General features: G+C 63.8%; 20 protein-coding genes and 1 tRNA gene. 7 read left to right on the top strand and 14 right to left on the bottom strand.

What is annotated here, in order from left to right; translation table 11 throughout:
* Positions 1-23: 23 nt before the first annotated feature.
* Genes QF015_RS20915 through QF015_RS20905 form a run of 3 tightly spaced genes read left to right on the top strand, consistent with a single transcriptional unit; the run spans position 24 to position 2,162 of the window.
* Positions 24-812 (top strand): alpha/beta hydrolase, encoded by a 789-nt coding sequence (locus QF015_RS20915; RefSeq protein WP_310209993.1) that lies wholly within the window; start codon positions 24-26, stop codon positions 810-812.
* Positions 809-1,612, top strand: a complete 804-nt coding sequence (locus tag QF015_RS20910) for an alpha/beta hydrolase (RefSeq protein ID WP_310209995.1) — start codon at positions 809-811, stop codon at positions 1,610-1,612. Before QF015_RS20915 ends, QF015_RS20910 begins: the two co-directional genes overlap by 4 nt.
* Positions 1,599-2,162: a hypothetical protein gene (locus QF015_RS20905; RefSeq protein ID WP_429390628.1), complete on the top strand. Its 564-nt coding sequence runs from the start codon at positions 1,599-1,601 to the stop codon at positions 2,160-2,162. Before QF015_RS20910 ends, QF015_RS20905 begins: the two co-directional genes overlap by 14 nt.
* A gap of 30 nt (positions 2,163-2,192) precedes the next feature.
* Here QF015_RS20905 and QF015_RS20900 read toward each other — a convergent pair whose 3' ends face one another.
* Positions 2,193-3,251: an ROK family protein gene (locus QF015_RS20900; RefSeq protein WP_429390627.1), complete on the bottom strand. Its 1,059-nt coding sequence runs from the start codon at positions 3,249-3,251 to the stop codon at positions 2,193-2,195.
* A 185-nt stretch (positions 3,252-3,436) separates the two neighbouring features.
* Between QF015_RS20900 and QF015_RS20895 the strand changes: the two genes are divergently transcribed.
* The gene (locus tag QF015_RS20895; RefSeq protein ID WP_310210004.1) at positions 3,437-5,248 is read left to right on the top strand and encodes an AMP-dependent synthetase/ligase; all 1,812 of its coding nucleotides are present in this window, start codon (positions 3,437-3,439) and stop codon (positions 5,246-5,248) included.
* Between the two features lie 64 nt (positions 5,249-5,312).
* Here the strand turns inward: QF015_RS20895 and QF015_RS20890 are convergent, their stop codons facing one another.
* Complete coding sequence (locus tag QF015_RS20890) at positions 5,313-8,708, bottom strand: pyruvate carboxylase (RefSeq protein ID WP_429390626.1); 3,396 nt, start codon at positions 8,706-8,708, stop codon at positions 5,313-5,315.
* A gap of 302 nt (positions 8,709-9,010) precedes the next feature.
* Between QF015_RS20890 and QF015_RS20885 the strand changes: the two genes are divergently transcribed.
* The gene (locus QF015_RS20885) at positions 9,011-9,820 is read left to right on the top strand and encodes a ParA family protein (RefSeq protein ID WP_310210010.1); all 810 of its coding nucleotides are present in this window, start codon (positions 9,011-9,013) and stop codon (positions 9,818-9,820) included.
* Between the two features lie 145 nt (positions 9,821-9,965).
* Here the strand turns inward: QF015_RS20885 and QF015_RS20880 are convergent, their stop codons facing one another.
* The 5 genes from QF015_RS20880 to gcvH form a co-directional block, all read right to left on the bottom strand.
* A complete protein-coding gene (locus QF015_RS20880; RefSeq protein ID WP_026542483.1) occupies positions 9,966-10,559 on the bottom strand; it encodes a MerR family transcriptional regulator in 594 nt (197 codons plus the stop codon).
* Between the two features lie 235 nt (positions 10,560-10,794).
* Positions 10,795-11,298, bottom strand: a complete 504-nt coding sequence (locus QF015_RS20875) for a bifunctional nuclease family protein (RefSeq protein ID WP_310210012.1) — start codon at positions 11,296-11,298, stop codon at positions 10,795-10,797.
* Positions 11,298-12,014 carry a MerR family transcriptional regulator gene (locus tag QF015_RS20870; RefSeq protein WP_310210113.1) on the bottom strand — a complete coding sequence of 239 codons (717 nt, stop codon included), beginning with the start codon at positions 12,012-12,014 and terminating at the stop codon, positions 11,298-11,300. The genes QF015_RS20875 and QF015_RS20870 overlap by 1 nt, the downstream gene beginning before the upstream one ends.
* 20 nt (positions 12,015-12,034) lie before the next feature.
* Positions 12,035-12,511, bottom strand: a complete 477-nt coding sequence (locus QF015_RS20865) for an FHA domain-containing protein (protein WP_310210014.1) — start codon at positions 12,509-12,511, stop codon at positions 12,035-12,037.
* 137 nt (positions 12,512-12,648) lie between these two features.
* Positions 12,649-13,035 (bottom strand): glycine cleavage system protein GcvH, encoded by a 387-nt coding sequence (gene gcvH / locus QF015_RS20860; RefSeq protein ID WP_310210017.1) that lies wholly within the window; start codon positions 13,033-13,035, stop codon positions 12,649-12,651.
* Positions 13,036-13,152: 117 nt separating this feature from the next.
* On the opposite strand from gcvH, the gene QF015_RS20855 reads away from it, so the two are divergent.
* Positions 13,153-13,722 (top strand): hypothetical protein, encoded by a 570-nt coding sequence (locus QF015_RS20855; RefSeq protein ID WP_429390625.1) that lies wholly within the window; start codon positions 13,153-13,155, stop codon positions 13,720-13,722.
* A gap of 83 nt (positions 13,723-13,805) precedes the next feature.
* Here QF015_RS20855 and QF015_RS20850 read toward each other — a convergent pair whose 3' ends face one another.
* Positions 13,806-15,014, bottom strand: coding sequence for an MFS transporter (locus QF015_RS20850; RefSeq protein WP_429390624.1), 1,209 nt, complete (start codon positions 15,012-15,014; stop codon positions 13,806-13,808).
* A 172-nt stretch (positions 15,015-15,186) separates the two neighbouring features.
* Here QF015_RS20850 and QF015_RS20845 point away from each other — a divergent pair, with 172 nt between their 5' ends.
* Complete coding sequence (locus QF015_RS20845) at positions 15,187-15,633, top strand: MarR family winged helix-turn-helix transcriptional regulator (protein WP_429390623.1); 447 nt, start codon at positions 15,187-15,189, stop codon at positions 15,631-15,633.
* Between the two features lie 125 nt (positions 15,634-15,758).
* Here QF015_RS20845 and QF015_RS20840 read toward each other — a convergent pair.
* The 6 genes from QF015_RS20840 to QF015_RS20815 all read right to left on the bottom strand — a co-directional run bounded on the left by QF015_RS20840 (position 15,759) and on the right by QF015_RS20815 (position 21,296).
* Positions 15,759-15,835, bottom strand: a tRNA-Pro gene (locus tag QF015_RS20840).
* Positions 15,836-15,976: 141 nt separating this feature from the next.
* Complete coding sequence (der, locus tag QF015_RS20835) at positions 15,977-17,527, bottom strand: ribosome biogenesis GTPase Der (RefSeq protein WP_310210027.1); 1,551 nt, start codon at positions 17,525-17,527, stop codon at positions 15,977-15,979.
* A 10-nt stretch (positions 17,528-17,537) separates the two neighbouring features.
* A complete protein-coding gene (locus QF015_RS20830) occupies positions 17,538-18,272 on the bottom strand; it encodes a lysophospholipid acyltransferase family protein (RefSeq protein WP_429390622.1) in 735 nt (244 codons plus the stop codon).
* On the bottom strand, positions 18,262-18,975 hold the full coding sequence (cmk, locus tag QF015_RS20825; protein ID WP_429390621.1) for a (d)CMP kinase: 714 nt from the start codon (positions 18,973-18,975) through the stop codon (positions 18,262-18,264). The genes QF015_RS20830 and cmk overlap by 11 nt, the downstream gene beginning before the upstream one ends.
* The gene (locus tag QF015_RS20820) at positions 18,975-20,081 is read right to left on the bottom strand and encodes a prephenate dehydrogenase (protein WP_310210037.1); all 1,107 of its coding nucleotides are present in this window, start codon (positions 20,079-20,081) and stop codon (positions 18,975-18,977) included. Before QF015_RS20820 ends, cmk begins: the two co-directional genes overlap by 1 nt.
* A gap of 3 nt (positions 20,082-20,084) precedes the next feature.
* Complete coding sequence (locus QF015_RS20815; RefSeq protein WP_310210040.1) at positions 20,085-21,296, bottom strand: pseudouridine synthase; 1,212 nt, start codon at positions 21,294-21,296, stop codon at positions 20,085-20,087.
* Between the last annotated feature and the right edge of the window lie 88 nt (positions 21,297-21,384).

The raw sequence follows: 21,384 nt of genomic DNA, 5'->3' as shown, positions 1-21,384 counted from the left end.
GGAACAGTGACACGATGGGACTCATGACGGAACGCCACACACCTGCAGCGCCGCTTGCATTCCACTATGACGGGCACGGACCCAATGCCACCACAGGTGTGGCCATCTGCCACGGGTTCACGGGCAGCCCCCTGAGCATGCTCCCCTGGGCTGAATACCTGGCCTCACAGGGGTTCGCTGTTTCTGTCCCTCTCCTCCCCGGCCACGGAACCAGTTGGCAGGATCTCGCGACCACGCGGTGGCAGGACTGGTACCGGACCTTCGAGCAGAGCTACCTGGACCTCGCCGGTCGGACCGGGAGCTGTTTTGTCGCAGGATTATCCATGGGAGGTGCGCTGGCCCTTCGGGTAGCGTCACAGCACGATGTTTCCGGGCTGGTCCTGGTCAATCCCGGCCTGAGCTTCTACGACCGGCGCGTCAGGTACGTGGGGGCCCTCAAGTACGTCATGCGCACCACCACACCGATTGTGGAAGACAAGCCGGCCCCGGCCACCGCTGAGACCGGCGACTATTCCAAGACGCCCCTGAAATCGGTGCATGAACTCAAGAAGCTCTTCCGCACGGCGAGCCGCGGGCTGCCCAAGGTGGAGGCTCCGGCGCTGGTGTTCAAGTCTTCAGTGGACGGCGTCATACCGCCAAGCTCCGTTGCCACCATCAGCAGGCACATCGCATCGTCCCGTTTGAAAGTCGTCACGCTTCCCCACAGCGGCCACGTCGCCACGCTCGATGTTGACGCTCCCACCATTTTCGAAGAATCAGCCGGATTTTTCCGCCAGCACGCCAGCCACAGAGTAGCCTCAGAGTCATCATGAACATGCTTCCGGATTTCTCACCGTTCCTCAGCAACTGGAATGGGATTGGGCCGCGCGTGGGTGTCGTTATGTCCCACGGGTTTACAGGCAGCCCGCACAGCGTCAGGCCATGGGCCGAGCACCTGGCCGCGGCCGGATATGCCGTAAGGCTTCCCCTGCTGCCCGGCCACGGCACCACGTGGCAGGACATGGCAACGCGGTCGTGGCGGGAGTGGCACCGCGCAGTCGATGACGCCTACCTGGAACTGGCTGCGGAGTGCGATTACGTCTTCAGCACCGGGTTGTCCATGGGCGGCACGCTGGCACTGCGCATCGCGGCCACGCGTCCAGTGGCCGGGACTGTGGTGGTCAACCCCGGGCTGGTCCTTGACGATCCACGGGCCGTCATCGTCGCCGCGCTCAAGTACGTGGTGAAGACGACTCCAGCCATTGCCAATGACATCCTGAAACCGGACCAGAACGAAGGCGCCTACGCCCGCACTCCGGTCGCGGCGGCCCACCAACTGAAGAAGATGTACAAGGACACGGCGGCGATCCTCCCCCGGATCACCTCCCCGGTCCGGGTCTACAAGTCCACAGTGGACAATGTCATTTCCACCGCGAGCCTGGACTTCCTGCGCTCCCGGGTGAATGCACCCGTGGACGTCAGCTACCTGGGCAACAGCTACCACGTGGCGACGCTCGACAACGATGCCCCGGAGATCTTCGCGGGAACCGTCGAATTCATCCAGAAAACTGTTGCAGCCCTGGCCGGACAGAGACCCTCCCCCGAAAAGGACACAGCCCATGAACAGGCCTGATCCCAACTCTGCCGATCAAAGCGCCAACAAAGACGACGACGCCGTGTGGCTGGACTTGGTGGCACGGCTGGAGTCGACGCAGTCCTCTGTACCGGAAGACCCTTCACCCTCGGCCCGCACCGCGCCGGCCCCTGACGCAGCAGGAGAGGCGAAGCTGGAATCCAGCAAGACGTTCCAGGATTTCGATCCCCTGGGCCTTTCCGCACCAGCTACCGGAACGGCGCCCGAAGCGGCTGCTGTTCCAGCACCTGCCGACAACGCAGTCCGCCCCTTGGGACCACGTGACTTCGAGGTCGACGACGAGGACGAGGACGACGCGTTCGTTCCCGAGGAGCCGCCGAGCCTTGCCGGGACGGAGCCACTGACCATGCTGGCCTGGGTGGGCGCTGTGGGAGGGCCGGTTGCCTTGCTCCTCACGGCGATGTTTTGGCGGTCCGCACCGCTCACTGCGATCCTCGGAATTGTTGCCGCCTTCGTGGCGTCGGTAGTGTTCCTCATCATGCGGCTTCCGCAGGACAAAAATGAGGACGACGACGGCGCCCGCATCTAGGTGCCGACGCCCGGCGCGGCGGGGAATGCCCTAGCTATGCGCCCGGCCGCTGACCCGTGAAAGGTCCGCGGCGCCGATCATGCCGGCCTTTGGGCCGAGGGCTGCGAGTTCTATCCGCGCCATGGGACGGAATCCCCTGCCTGTAAGGTTCTTCCCGAAGGACGCGCGGGCCGGTCCTGTGAGCAACTCCCCCGCATCGCACAATCCGCCGCCGATGACGAACATTCCCGGGTCCAAGGCCGCGGCCAGATTGGCCAGTCCCAGCCCCAACCACTCGCCCTGGTCCGCCAGGAGTTCGCGCGACGTTGCATCGCCCTGGAGGGCAAGTGCCGTCACTGCGGCTCCGGTGAGTTGATCCGCCGTCCCGCCGGCATTCTCCAGCAAGGCACGGCCTTCCGGAGAGTTGGTCCGGACGAGCTGGCGGGCTTCGCGGCCGAGTGCATTGCCGGAGGCGTATTGTTCCCAGCACCCACGGTTGCCACATTCGCAGCGGTGGCCCCCAGGGACAATGATCTGGTGTCCGAATTCGCCGGCCACTCCGTAGCGTCCGCGTTCCACCCGGCCATCCATCACCATGGCTCCGCCGATACCCGTGCCCAAAGTGACGCACACCAGCCGGCTCTCGCCTTGGCCCGCGCCGAAACGCCACTCTGCCCACGCTGCGGCATCCGCGTCGTTCGTCAGGAGGACAGGACGCCGCAGGAGCTTCTGCAGGCTGGCCCTCAGGGGCTCATTGCGCCAGGCCAGGTGCGGGCTGAACAGCACCGTCCCGCCGTCGAGGTCCATCCATCCTGCCGCGCCGATCCCAACGGAAGCCACGCGGTGTCCGGCGCTGAGTTCTTCCACCAGTTCCACGATGGTCCGTTCCACTGCGCGGGGGTCAGCGCCGGGTGTGGACCTGCGGGCCTCGGCGAGGACCCTGCCTTGGGCGTCGACCACACCGGCGGCCACTTTGGTGCCGCCGATATCAATTCCGATCGCCAGGCCGCGACGACCCAAATGGCTGCGGCGGGCAGCCCACGGCACCGCTTTCCATGCTGTGGCCTGTGGCTTGGGTCTGGCACGAAAAGTGGACCGTAGTGCGGGCATCCCATCATCATATTCCGCCGGGCAATCCCACCTTGCATCACGCGGCAACAAGGTCCCGAGTTGCTTGAAATGACGGCACATCCGTAAAGTTACTCGCCAGTAGGTGAAATAGGACACACCTCCGCGAGCGGGCATACTAGAGTGAAAGCAGCCCCTCGTGGCCCGTGGATATCAAAGGAGCTACCGTGCGTGAAATCAGTGTTCCTCCCCTCGTGAACATCGCCCCGGAAACCAACATCACGGACCTCGTGATCCGAGAGGCTGAAAAAGCATCCAACCCGGCGTTGTTCTGCACCTTGGACAGCAATGGGCAATGGCAGGACATCCGGGCAACGGACTTCCTGGCGGATGTCCGGGCCCTGGCCAAGGGTCTCATTGCCAGCGGAGTCGGCCAGGGCGACAGGGTGGGCATAATGTCCCGGACCCGGTATGAATGGTCCTTGGTGGACTTTGCCATCTGGTTTGCCGGCGCTGTCTCGGTCCCGATCTACGAGACGTCTTCTCCCTCCCAGGTGGCATGGAACCTCGGTGACTCGGGTGCGGTGGCGGCCTTTGGCGAAGCAGCACACCATGAGGACGTCATTCGCCAGGCCGTGGCTGCCGAGGACATCAGTTCCGTGGCCAACGTCTGGCAGCTCGAGGGCGCAGGCCTGGACGCCCTGCGCGCAGCCGGGGCAGGAGTTCCCGACGACGAACTCGAGTCCCGCCGCTCCGCCGCAGGCCTGGCCGATGTTGCCACCATCATTTACACCTCGGGAACCACGGGCCGGCCCAAGGGATGCGAGTTGACCCACGGCAACTTCGTGGAGCTCTCCGAGAACGCCCGCGCCTCCCTTCCCGAGATCATCAACGAGTCTGCCAAGACCATCATGTTCCTCCCGCTGGCCCATGTCTTTGCACGGTTCATCTCCGTGCTGGCTGTGGCCGGCGGCGTCAAGGTGGCCCACACCCCGGACATCAAGAATTTGTTGGCAGACCTCCAGAGCTTCCAACCGACATTCATCCTTGCAGTGCCCCGCGTCTTCGAGAAGGTGTACAACTCAGCGCTGACCAAGGCCGAAGACGGCGGTAAGGGCGCTATCTTCCACCGCGCCGTGGATACCGCGATCGCGTACTCCAAAGCCCGCGAGTCAGGCTCCCTGGGTCTCGGCCTGAAGATCAAGCACGCGGTCTTCGACAAACTGGTCTACGGCAAACTCCGTGCCGCCATGGGTGGGCAGGTGGCCCATGCGGTATCCGGCGGCGGCCCCTTGGGCGAACGCCTCGGCCACTTCTTCCAAGGCATCGGCCTGCAGATCCTGGAAGGTTACGGGCTCACCGAAACCACGGCTCCCATTTCGGTCAACACTCCATCCATGATCAGGATCGGCACTGTTGGCGCCCCCTTGCCGGGAAACTCCGTCAAGATTGCCGACGACGGCGAGATCCTCGCCAAGGGCGTTTGCGTCATGCGCGGCTACTACAAGCGCGAAGACCTGACCGAAGAGACCTTCACGGACGGTTGGTTCCGCACGGGCGACATCGGTGAGTTGGACAGCAACGGATTCCTCAAGATCACTGGCCGTAAGAAGGAAATCATCGTCACGGCCGGCGGCAAGAACGTGGTTCCGGCTTTGCTGGAGGATCAGATCCGCGCTGACGCGCTGGTCTCCCAGGTGTTGGTGGTGGGCGACAACCGACCGTTCATCGGTGCTCTTGTGACGCTCGACGAAGAAGCTCTCCCGGGCTGGCTGGAACGGCACGGACTGCCGTCAAGCACCTCGCTGGGAGAGGCCGCGGAGCACGCAGTGGTCAAGGCTGCGGTACAGGAGCTCATCAGCAAGGCCAACCAGTCCGTGTCCCAGGCTGAGTCCATCAAGTCATTCCGGATTGTCCCGGCGGACTTCACCGAAGCTTCGGGCCACCTCACTCCGTCGCTCAAGGTCAAGAGGGCCCAGGTCATGAAGGACTTCGACGCCGTCATCGAGGAGATGTACTCGGCTCCGCGCGCTTCCTGAAGAGCCAGAACCAAAAATACCCCGTCCGGCAAATGCCGGACGGGGTATTTTTATGGGCAGACCGCTAGCCGATCACCAGCAGCAAGTCGCCACCTTGGACCTGCTCCACCGAGGAGATGGCCAGGCGCGAGACCGTGCCGGCCACCGGCGTCGTGATGGATGCTTCCATCTTCATCGCCTCAATGGTGGCAACGGTATCTCCGGCGTTGACGACGTCGCCGGCCTTGACCGTGACGGTCACGGCCCCTGCGAACGGTGCAGCGACCTGGCCCGGCTGTGCCGGGTCGGCCTTCTCTGCCGCCTTGACGTTGCTGACGACTGACCTGTCGCGGACAACCACCGGACGGGACTGGCCATTGAGCGTGCACATCACGGTGCGCATGCCCTTCTCGTCGGCTTCCGAAACCGCCTCCAGCTGGGCAATGAGGCGGACGCCCTTTTCCAGTTCGATGACGTGCTCCGAGCCCTGCTGGAAACCGTAGAGGTAGTCGCGGGTGTCCAGCACGGAGATGTTCCCGTACGTCTCAACGCTTTTCAGGTAGTCCTTGGTAGGGCCTGCGAAGAGCAAACGGTTCAACGTGTGCTGGCGGGTCTTGGAATCGCCCTTGAGTGCGGCACTGTCCTCGGCGCTGATCTCCACATCGCGTACCTTGACGCTGCGGCCCTGGAGTGCCTTGGTCCGGAACGGCTCCGGCCAGCCTCCCGGAGGATCTCCAAGTTCGCCGGAAAGGAAGCCAATCACGGAGTCGGGGATGTCATAGTTCTGCGGGTTTTCGTTGAAGTCCGCAGGATCAGCGTTCAGTCCAACGAGGTGGAGGGCCAGATCCCCCACGACCTTGGAGGAAGGCGTCACCTTGACCAGCCGGCCCAGGATGCGGTCGGCAGCGGTGTACATATCCTCAATGGCTTCGAACTGCTCCCCCAAGCCCAGGGCGATGGCCTGCTGGCGAAGGTTGGACAGCTGGCCACCAGGGATTTCGTGCTGGTACACACGACCTGTGGGTCCCGGCAATCCGGACTCGAAGGGTGCATACACGCGCCGGACAGCTTCCCAGTACGGCTCCATGGCGCCAACGTTGGTCAGGTTGAGTCCAGTGTCCCGCGGGGTGTTGGCCAATGCCGCGACCAAGGCAGAAGCTGCAGGCTGGCTCGTGGTACCGGCCAAGGAGGCAGCAGCGACGTCAACGGCGTCCACTCCTGCGTCAACAGCCGCCAGGAGGGTGGCCAGCTGGCCACCGGCGGTGTCATGCGTGTGAAGGTGCACCGGCAGGTCGAAGCGCTCGCGCAGGGCTGTGACCAGCTTCGCGGCCGCAGCCGGACGCAGCAGGCCGGCCATGTCCTTGATGGCGAGGATATGTGCACCGGCGTCGACAATCTTCTGGGCGAGGTCCAGGTAGTAGTCGAGGGTGTACAGGTCTTCGTTGGGGTCAAGGAGGTTGCCGGTGTAGCACAGCGCCACTTCAGCGACGGCCGTTCCGGTTGCCCGCACGGCGCGGATGGCAGGGGCCATCTGGTTCACGTCGTTGAGGGCGTCGAAGATGCGGAAGATGTCGATGCCGGTGGCCGCTGCCTCGTTAACGAAGGCCTCGGTCACTTCCTCGGGGTACGGCGTGTAGCCAACGGTGTTGCGACCGCGGAGAAGCATCTGGAGGCACGTATTGGGAAGTGCCTGGCGCAAGGCAGCCAACCGGTCCCAAGGATCCTCACCGAGGAACCGCAGTGCGACATCGTACGTGGCTCCGCCCCAGGCTTCCACGGACAGCAGTTCCGGCATCAGTGCGGTGACCGCGGGACCGGCCGCAACGAGGTCGCGCGTGCGGACACGGGTGGCCAGGAGCGACTGGTGGGCGTCACGGAAGGTGGTGTCAGTAACGGCCACAGCCTGCTGCTCGCGGAGCGCCTCGGCGAAGCCCTCCGGTCCGAGTTCCTTCAGCTTTTGGCGCGAACCCGAGGTGGGAACCGGTCCTTCGATCACCGGCAGCTTGCTGGCCGGGTCGGAATGCACGGTGAGCTCGCCGTTCGGCTTGTTCACGGTGACCTCAGCCAGCCATGTCAGCAGCTTGGTGCCACGGTCGGCGGAAATGTGCGACTTCAGCAACTCAGGGCGCTTGTCGATGAAATCCGTCGCCACGTTGCCGGCGTTGAAGTCGGGATCGGCTAGAACGGCCTGCAGGAACGGGATGTTGGTGGACACGCCACGGATGCGGAACTCAGCGAGGCCGCGCCGGGCCCGGGCCACTGCGGCCGGGTAGTCACGGCCACGGCAGGTCAGCTTGACCAGCATGGAGTCGAAGTGCGGGCTGATCTCGGCACCCGAGTAAACAGTGCCGCCGTCGAGCCTTACACCTGCACCGCCGGCAGAGCGGTAACCGGTGATCTTTCCAACGTCCGGGCGGAAGCCATTGGCGGGGTCTTCGGTGGTGATGCGGCACTGCAGTGCCGCACCCTTAATGGACACCGACTCCTGGCTCAACCCAAGGTCCGCGAGGGTCTCACCGGAAGCAATGCGCATTTGGGCCTGCACCAGGTCCACATCGGTGATTTCTTCGGTGACGGTGTGCTCAACCTGGATGCGGGGGTTCATTTCGATGAAGACGTGCTGGCCCGCGCGCTCACCCTCGGTGTCCACCAGGAATTCGACCGTTCCTGCGTTGACGTAGTTCAGGGCCTTGGCGAAGGCGACGGCATCCCGGTACAGCGCCTGGCGGATGTTTTCGTCCAGATTCGGCGCCGGCGCGATTTCCACAACCTTCTGGTGGCGGCGCTGCAGCGAACAGTCACGCTCAAAGAGGTGCATGACGTTGCCCTCGGCATCAGCCAGGATCTGCACTTCGATGTGACGGGGACGCAGCACAGCCTGCTCAAGGAACATCGTGGGGTCGCCGAAAGCAGCATCAGCTTCGCGCATGGCGGACTGCAGGGCCTCGGGGAGGGCTTCGCGTGTCTCAACCCGCCGCATGCCACGCCCGCCGCCGCCGGCGACAGCCTTGGCGAAGATGGGGAACCCGATCTCGTCCGCAGCTGCGATGAGCTCGTCAAGGTCCTTGGACGGCTTGCTCGACTTCAAGACCGGCACTCCGGCCTTGCGGGCGGCTTCCAGGGCGGCAACTTTGTTGCCGGCAAGTTCCAGGACTTCCGCGGGCGGACCCACAAAGGTGATTCCGGCTGCCTTGGCCGCACGGGCCAGGTCCGGGTTCTCCGAGAGGAAGCCATAGCCGGGGTAGATGGCGTCTGCGCCGGCTTCCTTGGCGACGCGGACAACCTCCTCCACGTCCAGGTAGGCGCGGACGGGATGGCCCACCTCGCCGATCAGGTAAGCTTCGTCGGCCTTCTGCCGGTGGATCGAGTTACGGTCCTCGTGCGGAAAGACAGCTACGGTCTTGGCGCCCAGTTCATAACCAGCGCGAAACGCCCTGATCGCGATTTCGCCGCGATTGGCCACCAGAATTTTCGAAAACATACTTCTCCTGCATCATTGCGGGTGGATCGGTCGGTGGTCACAGTGTGTAGTGCCGCCAGCATCAAACACAAATCTTTGTGGCAACCATCACAAAGGAATCGTCATCTGGGCTGTATATACGTGCGCGCGATCGAACGGCATGCTATTACCAACGCTTCTCCCCCGTGGCCGGGCGCGTAGAAAGCGGGTTTCGACCGCGATGCACCATATGATGTTAGGGGGCTTCGGCAAGCCCCGGCTCCGGCGCTTCCGGAGCCGAATCAGCGCGATACGGCAACCGGCGTTAGGTTTTGGGTTTTCAAGTGCAAGTAGTCAGCATCAGCAGCCTCAAAGGTGGAGTGGGAAAGACGTCCGTGACCACTGGTCTGGCGTCCGCGGCCCTCGCAGCCGGCATTCCTACCTTGGTGGTGGACCTCGATCCCCACGCCGACGCCACTACGGCGCTTGGCGTTCAGCCGGGCGGGCAACTCGACATCGGGCGGATGCTGAAAAGCCCCCGCAAGGCCCGGCTCCAGGAAAATGTGGCCGGCAGCAGCTGGGTCTCCAACGGCTCCAGCGACGGCACCCTGGATGTCGCAGTAGGTTCGGCATTCACCGGAATCTATGACCGCCCGGATCTGGGCCGCCGCGACCTCCGCAGGCTGTCTGCGGTCTTGGCCGGCACCACCAGCTACGAACTGGTCCTCGTGGACTGCCCGCCCTCCCTTAACGGGCTGACGCGCATGGCGTGGAGCGCCAGCGACCGCGTGGTCCTCGTTGCAGAGCCCGGACTGTTTTCCGTGGCCGGCACTGAACGGACCATGCGGGCCATTCAGCTCTTCCGGCAGGAGTTCGCGCCGAACCTGGCCCCGGCAGGCATCGTCGCCAACCGGGTACGGACGGGGTCCGCTGAGCACACCTTCCGTTTGGCCGAGATGGAGTCCATGTTCGGCGACTTGCTGCTCACACCCCATATTCCGGAACAGGCCAACTGGCAGCAGATCCAGGGTGCCGCCCACTCGGTGCACCATTGGCCCGGCGATTCGGCCAAGAACTCGGCCAAGCTGTTCGATGCCCTCCTGCAAAGCCTCCTGGCGGGCCAGCCGTCCCTGCGGGACCGCCGCCAGCGCTAGCTGACGCAGCCTCGGACGGGGCTGGAACAATGAGCAAAGCGGACCACAGCAAACCTGGCAGCCACAAGGAAAGCCTCCTCCCCAAGGGGAAGAGGCTTTCTGTGGTTAACGTCCGGGTCCTGCGGTCCAGTCGATGCGGCAGGGTTTAGCCGATGCGGCGGGCCACCCGCCGCTTGCTCAGTTCGTCGTCGGGAAAGGACTGCTCCACGGCGTGCTCACTTGGAAGGGCGGCCAGGCTTCCCTCGACTTCCCGCCATACACGTCCGACGGCAATGCCGAAAACGCCTTGTCCGCCTTGTACGAGGTCAATGACTTCGTCTGCGGAGGTACATTCGTAAACGCTGGCACCATCGCTCATCAGCGTAATTTGCGCAAGGTCCTCCACGCCGCGTTCGCGGAGGTGCTCCACGGCAGTGCGGATCTGCTGCAGGGAAACGCCCGTATCAAGGAGGCGTTTGACCACTTTCAGAACCAGGATGTCGCGGAATCCGTAGAGCCGCTGGGAGCCGGATCCGGCCGCGCCGCGTACAGCGGGCTCAACCAGGCCGGTCCGTGCCCAATAATCGAGTTGGCGGTACGTGATACCTGCGGCCTTGCATGCAGTGGGACCGCGGTAGCCCGCGTCCTCGTCCAGCACCGGAAGGTCCTCTGTGAAGAGCAAACCTTGGGCGCCGGATGCGGGCGCAGCAATGCCGGTCGAGGCCTGCTTCAGCTCGCCTGCTTCGCCTTTCGGACTCACGTGACCTCCTTGTTCTCAGTTCCCTTGGGGACGGTGCGTACTCTGGCACAACACTGAAATGCAGCAGTGTAATTCCCGCAAGTCGGCACCTTCTAGTGTGACTTGCGCAGGCAGTGTATGCAACGGGAACTTGATATCTTCGACGTTAGGCCCGTCGGGGGCCGAGGTCAAAGACCTTGGCCCCAAATTTCCGTCGTGTCGAAACTTTCACCCTCAACTTTAGGCTTAGGGTGTCTCAACCTTCGAAGTCTTCGGGTTCCACGTCATCCAGGAACTCACGGAAGCGGCGCATTTCGCGCTCCTCATCCACGCTGGGATCCGGCTCCGAGTCCTCCCCTTCATCATGTTCGGTGATCCGGACGCCGGCCTCATCCATCACGGCGTCAGCACACCAAATGCGGCACTTGGCGCGCAGAGCCAGCGCAAGCGCGTCCGAAGCCCGGGAACTGACCACCGTGCCGTCGTCGAACTGCAGTTGTCCGTAAAAGATGTTGTCCTCGACGGCCACAATATTGACGCTGATGATGGAGTGCCCCAGCGATTCGACGACGTCCACCAGGAGGTCGTGCGTCATCGGTCGCGGCGGCACCACTCCTTGTTGGGCCAAGGCGATGGCGCTGGCTTCGGGGGTGCCGATCCAGATGGGCACGTGCCGCTCCCCATTGAGCTCGCGAAGGAGCACCAACGGCTGGTTGGACGGCAATTCGATGCGCACGCCGACGATTTCGACTTCGATCATCAGCTATCCATCCGCGAGATGCGATCGTGGACGAGCGCCCTGTGCAGGGTCAGGCAAAGCTCACTGATCTCACGGGCCGCCTCTGCTGCACGGGCCTGCGAGGCGGCGTCACGGCGCGAGGTCAACGGTGCCACGGCACGTTCGACCAGGCCGAACTCCCGTTCGGCCGCAGCCTGGAAGGGACGAAGGTGGCGGGGTTCCAGGCCATGTCCTTCCAATTGAACGCAAGCCCTCGCCACTTGGAGAGCGTGTTCATCGAACCTGCCGCCGACGTGGCTGATCAGCCCAAAGCTCAGGAGGGATTCCAGCAACGGAACACTGGCACCCGACTCAGAGCGCAACTGCTCCTCCGTCAAAGCCCGCGCCCTCCCCTGCACCTCCGCAGCCATACCGGCCGACACAGCCTTGGGTGCCACAGTTACGCCGGGTGGAAGGTTCTCCGGGCGCTCCCCCCGGTCGATGGCATCCAGGTAATCCTTGATGACCTTGAGCGGAAGGTACTGATCGCGCTGGAGAGCGAGTACGAAACGGAGGCGCTCGACGTCACTGTCCGTGTACTGCCTGTATCCGGCAGGGGTCCTCTTCGGATTGATGAGTCCCTTTTCCTCAAGGAAACGGATCTTGGACGCAGTCATCCCGGGGAAGTCATCGCTCAGTTGGGCGAGGACTTCCCCAATGTTGAGGACCTGCGGTCCGCGGCGGTCCGGCTGGGCGATAGCCACAGGCAGGTACCCCGTCAGACTTGGCCTGCTGCGCGGACAGGGCTCAGGTAGTAGGTCAACCGGAACTTGCCGATCTGGACCTCGTTGCCGCTTTTGAGCTGCACGCGGTCAACGCGGTCATGGTTGACGTACGTTCCGTTGAGGCTGCCCATATCCACGAGCTCGAAGCCGGAGGCCGTCCGGAGGAACTGGACATGCTTCCTGGACACAGTGACGTCATCCAGGAAGATGTCCGCATCCGGGTGCCGGCCCGCCGTGGTGGTGTCCGCGTCCAAAAGGAACCGGGCTCCGGCGTTGGGACCGCTGTGGGCGATGAGCAAAGCCGAGTTCGGCGGGAGGGCTTCCACGGATGCACGCTCTTCAGGGGCCAGCTTGGGTGCAATGCTTGGCTCGTCCCACGTGGGCGTGATGCTGATCGAGGTGGTCTCCGACGTGGGCTGTTCCTCCGCGCCGTTCCCGACATTGGCTTGATTCCGTTCGCCGCCAACCATGGAATTTCCTCCTCATCCGCCGGCAGTTCCAAACCCTGCCAGGCACTTCCGCATCCCGGTACCGCCGGGCAAATCGGTTGCTGGCCCGCCGTCGCGCTTTCCCGCTAAGGAAATTCAGCCTGGCGGGCCAGATAACTTTAGCCTACCTGTTGTTCGTACTCCGATGCACTGAGCAGGGAATCCACTGCATCTGCTTCTGCGAGCTTTACCTCAATCAGCCAGCCGTCGCCATAGGGATCCGAGTTAATAAGGGCTGGATCGGTATCCAGGGAGTCATTGCGATTGACCACCTCACCGCTCACCGGAGCGTAGATGTCACTGACGCTCTTGGTGGACTCAACCTCGCCGACTACCTCATTGCCGGTGACTTTTGTGCCCGGTTCAGGCATCTGGGCGTAGACGACGTCGCCCAGGGCGTCCTGCGCGAAGTCGGTAATTCCAATCCGCACAACGCCGTCGGCATCAGGAGCGGTAACCCATTCGTGCTCCGCAGTGTAGGAAAGTTCTTCTGGAATATTGCTCACGGGTGGCCTTTCATCGGGACAATGACGAATCTCGACGGCGGCCTGTGCTGGTGGCCACCGCTGAAAGTATAGACACATTTCCCCTGCACCTGAGGGGGTCTCTGCCATGATTGACCCATGACTGAACAAGCACAAGTACCAGCTCGGAAAAAGCGCAATTGGGGCGTCAAAATAATCCTGATTCTGGTGGCATTGCTTGTTGCGGTGGCTGCCTGCTTTATTCTGGGGGCCATCCTCCCGCGTTGGTGGTCAGACGTCATCGCCGGACAGATCAACCGCGATCTTGGAGCCAGCGTCCTGGTGGGCATGTTCTACGGTTTCGTCTTCACCTTCGCTCCGCTCCTGGTGGCCTGGCAGGCCACGCGCAAGGCGGTTTCCTGGCCATGGAAGGTCGCCATTCTTGTAGTGGCCGTAGCCATCGCCACTCCCAACCTCCTCACGGCCGGCATCGCCTTTGGCACCACGGAATCAGCGCACGCCGGCCAGCGGACCCTCAGCGTGGATGCGGGGTTCTTTACGACATGGACTGCCGTGTCTGCCATTGCGGCAGTGGTCGTCTTTATCGCGGTCACGGTGCTGTGGGCCCTCTGGCGGCGGCGGGGCAAGCAAATGAAAGCGCTGAAACAGGCGGAGAACCAACGGGTCAGGGCAGCGAACGACGCAGCGGCTGAGTCACCCCGCGCCTAGAACCCAACGCCGGGAACCCCGTCCCGGACGCGGGAAGCCCGCCACGGATCAGTCCGTGGCGGGCTTCTTTCTTTCCTCCAGCGTCAGGCGACGGTCGCTTCGTGGGGTTCGCGTTCGACGTCGGGGGCCGCAGCGGGTGCCGCACCTCCCCTGCGCCTGGCCGCCACAGCGGCAACCACCATGACCAGCAATGCGGCAACCGTGATGCCCGCGCCAGCCCAAATGGGTGAGGTGTAGCCGAGGCCGGCAGTGATGGTGACTCCGCCGAGCCAGGCACCGAGCGCGTTACCCAGATTGAAAGCACCGATGTTGGCACCGGAGGCCAGCGTTGGGGCCGTGGAGGCGAAGTACATCACGCGCATCTGGAGGCCCGGGACCGTCGCGAAGCCGAACCCACCCATCAGCGCCAGCGAAACCAGCGTTGCGATGCTGCTGGACGCGGTGAGGGCGAAGAAGACCAGTACTGCGACGAGCCCGGCGAGGATGACGACGAGGGACTTGTCCAATGCTTTGTCGGCTGCCTTGCCGCCCAGGACGTTGCCAACGAACAGGCCGCCGCCGAAGAGCACCAGGAGCCACGGTACGGCTCCGGAATCGAAGCCGGACACCTCAGTCAGCGTAAAGGCGATGTAGGTGAAGGCGCCGAACATGCCACCGAAGCCGAGGATGGTCACAATGATGGAAAGCCAGACCTGGCCGGACCGGAAGGCTCCAAGCTCACTGCGCAGGCCCTTGGTCGGTTCGGTGCTGGCCTTGGGGACCATGAGTGCGATGCCAATCAAGGCGACCACACCGATGGCGGTGATCGCCCAGAACGTGGAGCGCCACCCGAAGTTCTGGCCCAGCAGGGTTCCGAAGGGCACGCCAAGGACGTTCGCGGCGGTGAGGCCCGTGAACATGATGGCAATGGCCCCGGCCTTCTTGTGCGCAGGAACCAGGCTGGCCGCCACTACCGAGCCGATACCGAAGAAGGCGCCGTGGCACAGTGCGGCGACAATGCGGCCTACCAGCATTGCCGTGTAGCTGTCGGCGATGGCGGACAGGAAGTTGCCCGCGATGAACAGCACGAGCAAGCCGACCAGAACAGGCTTTCGCGGCAGCCGGGTCACGGCCGCCGTGACCAGGAGGGCGCCAACGGTAACGCTCAGGGCATAGCCGGAGATGAACCAGCCGGCCGCAGCCTCGCTGACCTGGAAGTTGGCGGCAACCTCGGGCAAGAGGCCCATGATCACGAATTCTGTCAGTCCGATGCCGAATCCGCCGAGGGCAAGGGCAATCAACCCTGCGGGCATGTGAAGCTCCTTATGTGGTGGCTCCCAGGGAGATTGGAACTGCGTCGCCGGGAACCGTAGAATAATAGTTGCAGACGCTTTATATATAGTTGCACACGCTAGATACTTGCGCAAGCAACTACTTCTGATGCGTCGACATCACTACCAAAAACAAGGCAGGAGCACAGCAGGCATGGGCATCAAGGATGACGCCGTAGAGGTACGGGCACAGGGTTGGCGGACCCTTGCCGCCCTGCATGGGAGCATCGAGGCTGAACTGGAGAAGTCACTCCAGGCTTCCAGCGAGCTGTCCGTCGTGGAGTACACGGTCCTGGATGCGCTGAGCCGCCAGGATGGCTGGCACATGCGAATGCAACAACTTGCCCGCGCCACAGCCCTCTCCAGCAGCGCTACAACCCGGCTGGTCAACCGCCTCGAAGACCGGGGGCTGCTCACCCGCATCCTGTGCGCCGATGATCGCCGCGGTATCTACACCGAGCTGACGGTGGCCGGCCAGAAGCTGCTCGAGGCGGCAAAGCCGGTGCACGATGAGACGCTGGCTTCCGCGTTGGAGGCAGCCGAGTCAGTTCCCGAGCTCGAGCCCCTGGTGCGGGCCCTCGGCGCGCTGCAGAAGGCCTAGCAATCCCGGGCCCGTTCGCTGGTCCCCCGCTGTGGATACGCGGACCAGCGAACAAGCCCGGGAACTGATCCGGCGTTAACGACCAAAGGCCGGAATCCCGCGTTTCCGCGTGATTCCGGCCTTCATGGTCGGGCTGACAGGATTTGAACCTGCGACCCCTTGACCCCCAGTCAAGTGCGCTACCAAGCTGCGCTACAGCCCGCTGGTTCCACCGTTCTCCGCCTAAGTTTTCCTCCGAAGAGTCCCACCTAGGCAGTCCGGCCGAACCACCTCCAAAAGCTTACACGAAGTTGGAGGTCGAAGACGCCATCACAGCCAAACGCGACTGTGATGCCCGTCTCACTTAGCGCTTCTTGCCACGCTTCTCGCGTACGCGCATGTTGACCTCGATGGGCGTACCCTCAAAGCCGAACGTTTCGCGGAGGCGTCGCGTGATGAAGCGACGGTAGCCGGGATCCAGGAACCCCGTGGTGAAGAGCACGAACTTCGGCGGGCGGCTGGAGGCCTGGGTGCCGAAGAGGATACGCGGCTGCTTGCCGCCACGGACCGGGTGCGGGTGTGCGGCAACAAGCTCGCCCAGGAACGCGTTGAGGCGTCCAGTGGGGATACGGCGGTCCCAGCTCTCCAGTGCGATATCCAGCGCAGGGACCAGGCGGTCCTTGTGCCATCCGGTCTTGGCGGAGATGTTGACGCGTGGAGCCCATTCAACGTGCGCCAGGTCCTGCTCAATTTCGCGTTCGAGGTAGCGGCGTCGTTCATCGTCCAACAGGTCCCACTTGTTGAAGGCAAGGACCAGCGCACGGCCGGATTCAATGGCCAACTGCAGGATGCGTACATCCTGCTCGCTAAGGACCTCGTCGACGGCAAGAAGCACGACGGCGACCTCCGCCTTTTCGAGCGCGGCTTGCGTCCGCAGGGATGCGTAGAAGTCCGCTCCTTGGGCCATGTGCTGGCGGCGGCGGATACCTGCAGTGTCGACGAAGCGCCAGGTACGGTCGCCGAGCTCGATGAATTCGTCAACCGGGTCACGGGTAGTGCCGGCCAGCGGGTCCACTACGACACGTTCGGAGCCCGCGAGCTTGTTCAGGAGCGAGGACTTGCCCACGTTCGGGCGGCCGATCAGGGCGATTCGGCGCGGGCCGCCTGAGCGCTCGACGCCCTCCACCAGGGAATACTCGGGAAGGGTGTCCATGACGTGGTCCAGGAGGTCGGCAACGCCCCGGCCGTGGAGTGCGGATACAGGGTACGGTTGGCCGAACCCCAGGCCCCAGAGTGCTGCCGAGTCGGCTTCCTGGGCGAAGTCGTCCACCTTGTTGGCCACCATAATGACCGGCTTCTTGCTCTTCCGGAGCATCTTCATGACGCCCTCGTCCGTGGCGGTGGCGCCGACGGCGGAGTCCACCACGAAGAGGACGGCGTCGGCAAGCTCAACGGCCATCTCGGCCTGCTCGGCAACGCGGGCGTGGATGCCCTTGGCGTCATGCTCCCATCCACCGGTATCTACCAGGGTGAAGTTGCGGCCATTCCAACGGGCCGAGTACATGACGCGGTCCCGGGTGACGCCTGGGGTGTCTTCAACCACGGCTTCGCGGCGGCCCAGGATGCGGTTGACCAAGGTGGATTTGCCCACGTTCGGGCGTCCAATGATGGCAAGGACAGGGTCCAGCTTCAGGGGGCCTTCGTCGCCCTCATCGCCGTACTCCCCGCGCAGCAGCGCTGCATCTTCTTCATCGAGATCGTAGTCGTCCAGGCCCGCGCGGAGCGACGCGGCGCGGAGTTCGGCCTCTTCGTCGTCCAGGGCAGCCAGGTTCTCCGCCACCTGGTCGGTGCCGGTGGGCGTGTATTCGTCGTCGCCGGCTCCGTGGAGGCCGGATTTTTGAGTCGTATCGCTCATTGCACTTTCCTTAGGGGTGGTCTGCCGGCGTCCCGGCTACTGCTGTATGGCGGTGCTGCGGAGTGGTTTCTCCGGGCGCAGGATCCTGGGGAAGGCCCTGGCCTGTGACCCGGACGGCGTCCTGGACGTGTTCGGCCAGGGCTTCACGGATCTCCGCAGCCGCCCTGTCCATTGAAACACGCCCGGCTTCGCCCTTCCGGCGCTTCACCGTGATGGGTTCGCCGAAGCTGACATGGAACTTCCGGCGTGGTGTGGGGATATGGTCGCGATGCTCGTCGCCTTGGCGGGTTCCCAGGATCGCGACCGGAATGACAGTTGCACCTGAGGTGATGGCGAGCCAGGCAACTCCGTTGCTGATGCTTTCGGCTGCACCGCTCCCCCGCGTCCCTTCCGGCAGAATCCCGACGCAACGGCCGGCGTCGAGCAGTTGCTTGCCGGTATGCAGGGCGCGGCGGTCACCGGTCCGGTCCACCGGTATTTGGCCGGAGCCCCTCAGGACCCTGCCCAGGAAACCTTTGAACATCTCCTTCTTGACCAGGATGTGCATGGGCCGCGGTGATGCGCCGAACATGACAGGCCCGTCCAGGAAGCTGATGTGGTTGGCGGCGAAAACTACCGGTCCTGCGGCAGGAACGTTGCTTTTGCCCGACACGACGGTCCGGTAGATGACGTGGTCCAGGAACCAGCCAACGGGCCGGCTCCAGAGCCGGGTCCACTCAGCCGGAAGTTGATTCTCAGTCGCCATAGATGACCTTGCTAACGATCGCCAGGGCGGTATCCACGGTTTCTTCGAAGTTGAGGTCCGAGGAGTCGAGCGTGACCACACCGTCGGCTGCCTGGGTGAAGTTCACCACCGTTGAATCCTTGGCATCACGCTGGATGACCTGCGCGGCAAGCTGTTCCTTGCTTTGCGTGCCACCCAACTGGATTCCACGACGCCGCAGCCTGGCTTCCTCGCTGGCGGTCAGGAGCATGCGGACCTCGGCGTTGGGGGCGACGACGGTGGTGATGTCGCGCCCTTCCACCACCATGCGGTGGTGGTGCTGGTCGATCAGCTCGCGTTGGCGGCGAATCAGCTCGGTGCGGGCACCCAAGGTGGTGGCCACGGCACTCACAGATGACGAGATCAAGGGATCCCGGATCTCATCCGTGATGTCGGTGCCGTCCACTGCCACGTACTCCGTGGCAGTAGTGGTGCTGATCTCCAAGGGCATGGTCTTGGATGCCTGTTCAACAGCCGCGCCATCGTGGAGGTCCACTCCGGTCTTGAGGCAGTACCAGGTCAGGGCACGGTACATCGCGCCGGTGTCGAGGTACGCCAGCTTCAAGCGCCGGGCAACTTCCTTGCTGACGCTGGACTTGCCCGATCCGGAGGGGCCGTCGATCGCAATCACGAGCGGCTTGCCGGGACGGGCAACTGTCTCCGGTCCAAAGAATTCACGCGTCATTACTGGAGTACCCGCCATCCACGGTCAGTCAAAGCTTCAACAAGGAGGTCATGCTTGCTGGGAAGGACGGAAAGCTCCACCATGCCCACGTTTTGTCCCGACGAATGGTCGAGCCGGAGGTCTTCGACGTTGACGCCGATCTCGCCGATCTCCGTGAGGAGGTGGGCGATCTGGCCCGGCTTGTCGTCCACCAGGATGGTGAGCCAGGAGTAAGCCTGCGGAGGCCCTCCGTGCTTGCCCGGGATCCGTGCCTGCCCTGCGTTGCCCTCGCTGATCAGCTGTGCAAGATCCAGCCGGGCGCCAGGCGCCAGCGGTTCTTCCAGCGTTCCGATCAGGCGGTTCAAGTCCTCGCGGACACCATGGAGGATGGACACCACCTTCTCCGCATTGCCTCCAAGGATCTGCACCCAGAGGGTGGGATCACTGGCTGCGATGCGGGTGGTGTCCCGAAGCCCGTTTCCCGCCAGGGACAGGGCATGCAGGGGCGTTCCCTGCAGCCGGCTGGCCAACAGGGAAGACATGATCTGCGGCAAATGCGACACCAGCGCCACAGCTTCATCGTGCTCGTCTGCTGTGAACTGGGAGACGATCCCCCCAAGATCCACCGCAAGGGAACGTGCCGTCTGCAGTGCCGCATCGGAGGTTTCTTCGGAGGGGCAGATTACCCACGGCATGGAGGTGAACAATTCGCCCCGGGCAGCCACAGGACCGGACTTCTCACGACCGGCCATGGGGTGCGTACCCACATAGCGTGCCAAGTCCACGCCACGTTCCCGCAGCTGCGCCTGGACGGTCGCTTTGACACTGGCAATGTCAACCACGACGGCGGACGGGTAGTCCGCCAGTGCTTTCTGCACGACGTCGGCCGTGACGTCCGGCGGAGCCGCGACAACCACCAGTTGGGGTTCTTCATCCAGCTCCCCCAACGGTCGTCCCGCCCCGATGTCCACAGCAACCGCCTGGTTGGTGGGCGAAGGATCGGACAGGAAGACCGGAACTCCGCGTCCGCGCAGGCCAAGGCCTATGCTGGCCCCCAACAAGCCTGTACCGAGAACGACGACCGGACCATCAAGATGGCCCCGGCCGTGCGTACCGAATGCCGACATGCCCTAGAGCCCTACAGATGCCAGGAGGTGTCCGACTTCCTGCCTGCCGAGGTTGCGGATGCTGCCTTGACGCTGGTCACCCAGGCCAATGGGACCGACCTTGACGCGGACAAGCCGTTCCACCGGGAAGCCGACGGCGTCGAACATACGGCGCACAATGCGGTTCTTGCCTGAGTGGAGGACAACTTCGATGAGGACGTGGCCCGGGGTGGAGTCCACCAAACGGAACGAGTCCACCGCAGCTACGCCATCTTCAAGCTCGACGCCATTCTTCAGCTTCGCGCCCACGCCCTGCGGGAACGGGCCGCGCACCTGGACCAAGTAGGTCTTGGGCACCTCGTAGGAAGGGTGGGTCAAGCGGTTGGCCAGTTCGCCGTCGTTCGTCAGCAGCAGCAGGCCCTCGGTGGCGACATCCAAGCGGCCGACGTGGAACAGGCGTTCGCCCTTGTTCTTGTTGTTCTTCAGGAAGTCGCTGATGCAGGGGCGGCCTTCGGGGTCTTCCATGGTGGAGACGACGCCCTTGGGCTTGTTGAAGACCATGTAGACGAGGGTTTCGTCGAGCTGGATACGGATGCCGTCAACGTGGATCACCGCGGAAGTGGGATCTACGCGCATCCCCAGCTCTGTGGTCACCACGCCATCGACCTCGACGCGGCCCTCGAGGATCATTTCCTCGCACACGCGACGCGAAGCCACGCCCGCCTGGGCCATGACCTTCTGCAGGCGTACGCCGTCGGCGTCGTGGAGATCCGACTGCGGGACGTCCTGGCGCGGACCGCGGTTGCGGCCCGGCTTGCGGATGGGGCCGAGGTTTTGGCCGAAGCGTTCGCTGCCGAAGGCTTTGGAACCGAATTGCTTGGCCTGCTTCGGCTTGGGCTTGAGCGCACCCGGAGTACCGGGAGCCTTGCCGAAACCGGGCTTGTTGGAGCCGGGCTTGCGGAAAGGCTTGGCTGGCCTGGCAGCCTGGCCGCGGTCGAAATCGCCGGCCGACGTGGGATTGTCGGGATCGAAGGGAGCGGCTTCCCGCGGCTTCGAAGCCTTGAAAGGGCGTCCTTCGCCCTGGGTGAAGTTGCGCTTTCCAGCGCCGGCACTGCCGCCGCGGCCGGAGAAGCCGCCGGCGTTGGAGCGGCCTGTGCCGCCCTTGGCCTCATTGCGTCCAGAACTGTTGCGTCCCGAACCGTTACGTGGTGAACTCTGGCGTCCCGCCTGTGTCATGACCCGTCCTTGTGTAGTAATGGCCGGCATTCGGTGTTGTCATCAACACTAGCCAGCCGGGCAGACATCGTCTGCCCTTTGTCGCTGT

It is taken from the genome of Paenarthrobacter sp. TE4293 (assembly GCF_050435325.1).
Lineage (GTDB): Bacteria > Actinomycetota > Actinomycetes > Actinomycetales > Micrococcaceae > Arthrobacter > Arthrobacter nitroguajacolicus_C.
Note: the sequence above shows the minus strand (reverse complement) of the source record. Positions and strands in the feature narration are given on the sequence as shown.

Bases quoted from the DNA above. Each gene is read 5' to 3' on its own strand.
- QF015_RS20865 (WP_310210014.1), bottom strand. From the start codon at position 12,511: ATGGTTGGCGGCGAACGGAATCAAGCCAATGTCGGGAACGGCGCGGAG.
- QF015_RS20910 (WP_310209995.1), top strand. From the start codon at position 809: ATGAACATGCTTCCGGATTTCTCACCGTTCCTCAGCAACTGGAATGGG.
- QF015_RS20850 (WP_429390624.1), bottom strand. From the start codon at position 15,014: ATGCCCGCAGGGTTGATTGCCCTTGCCCTCGGCGGATTCGGCATCGGA.
- QF015_RS20855 (WP_429390625.1), top strand. From the start codon at position 13,153: ATGACTGAACAAGCACAAGTACCAGCTCGGAAAAAGCGCAATTGGGGC.
- QF015_RS20815 (WP_310210040.1), bottom strand. From the start codon at position 21,296: ATGACACAGGCGGGACGCCAGAGTTCACCACGTAACGGTTCGGGACGC.
- QF015_RS20900 (WP_429390627.1), bottom strand. From the start codon at position 3,251: ATGCCCGCACTACGGTCCACTTTTCGTGCCAGACCCAAGCCACAGGCC.
- cmk (WP_429390621.1), bottom strand. From the start codon at position 18,975: ATGACGCGTGAATTCTTTGGACCGGAGACAGTTGCCCGTCCCGGCAAG.
- QF015_RS20820 (WP_310210037.1), bottom strand. From the start codon at position 20,081: ATGTCGGCATTCGGTACGCACGGCCGGGGCCATCTTGATGGTCCGGTC.
- QF015_RS20905 (WP_429390628.1), top strand. From the start codon at position 1,599: ATGAACAGGCCTGATCCCAACTCTGCCGATCAAAGCGCCAACAAAGAC.
- QF015_RS20845 (WP_429390623.1), top strand. From the start codon at position 15,187: ATGGGCATCAAGGATGACGCCGTAGAGGTACGGGCACAGGGTTGGCGG.
- QF015_RS20915 (WP_310209993.1), top strand. From the start codon at position 24: ATGACGGAACGCCACACACCTGCAGCGCCGCTTGCATTCCACTATGAC.
- QF015_RS20830 (WP_429390622.1), bottom strand. From the start codon at position 18,272: ATGGCGACTGAGAATCAACTTCCGGCTGAGTGGACCCGGCTCTGGAGC.
- QF015_RS20890 (WP_429390626.1), bottom strand. From the start codon at position 8,708: ATGTTTTCGAAAATTCTGGTGGCCAATCGCGGCGAAATCGCGATCAGG.
- der (WP_310210027.1), bottom strand. From the start codon at position 17,527: ATGAGCGATACGACTCAAAAATCCGGCCTCCACGGAGCCGGCGACGAC.
- QF015_RS20875 (WP_310210012.1), bottom strand. From the start codon at position 11,298: ATGATCGAAGTCGAAATCGTCGGCGTGCGCATCGAATTGCCGTCCAAC.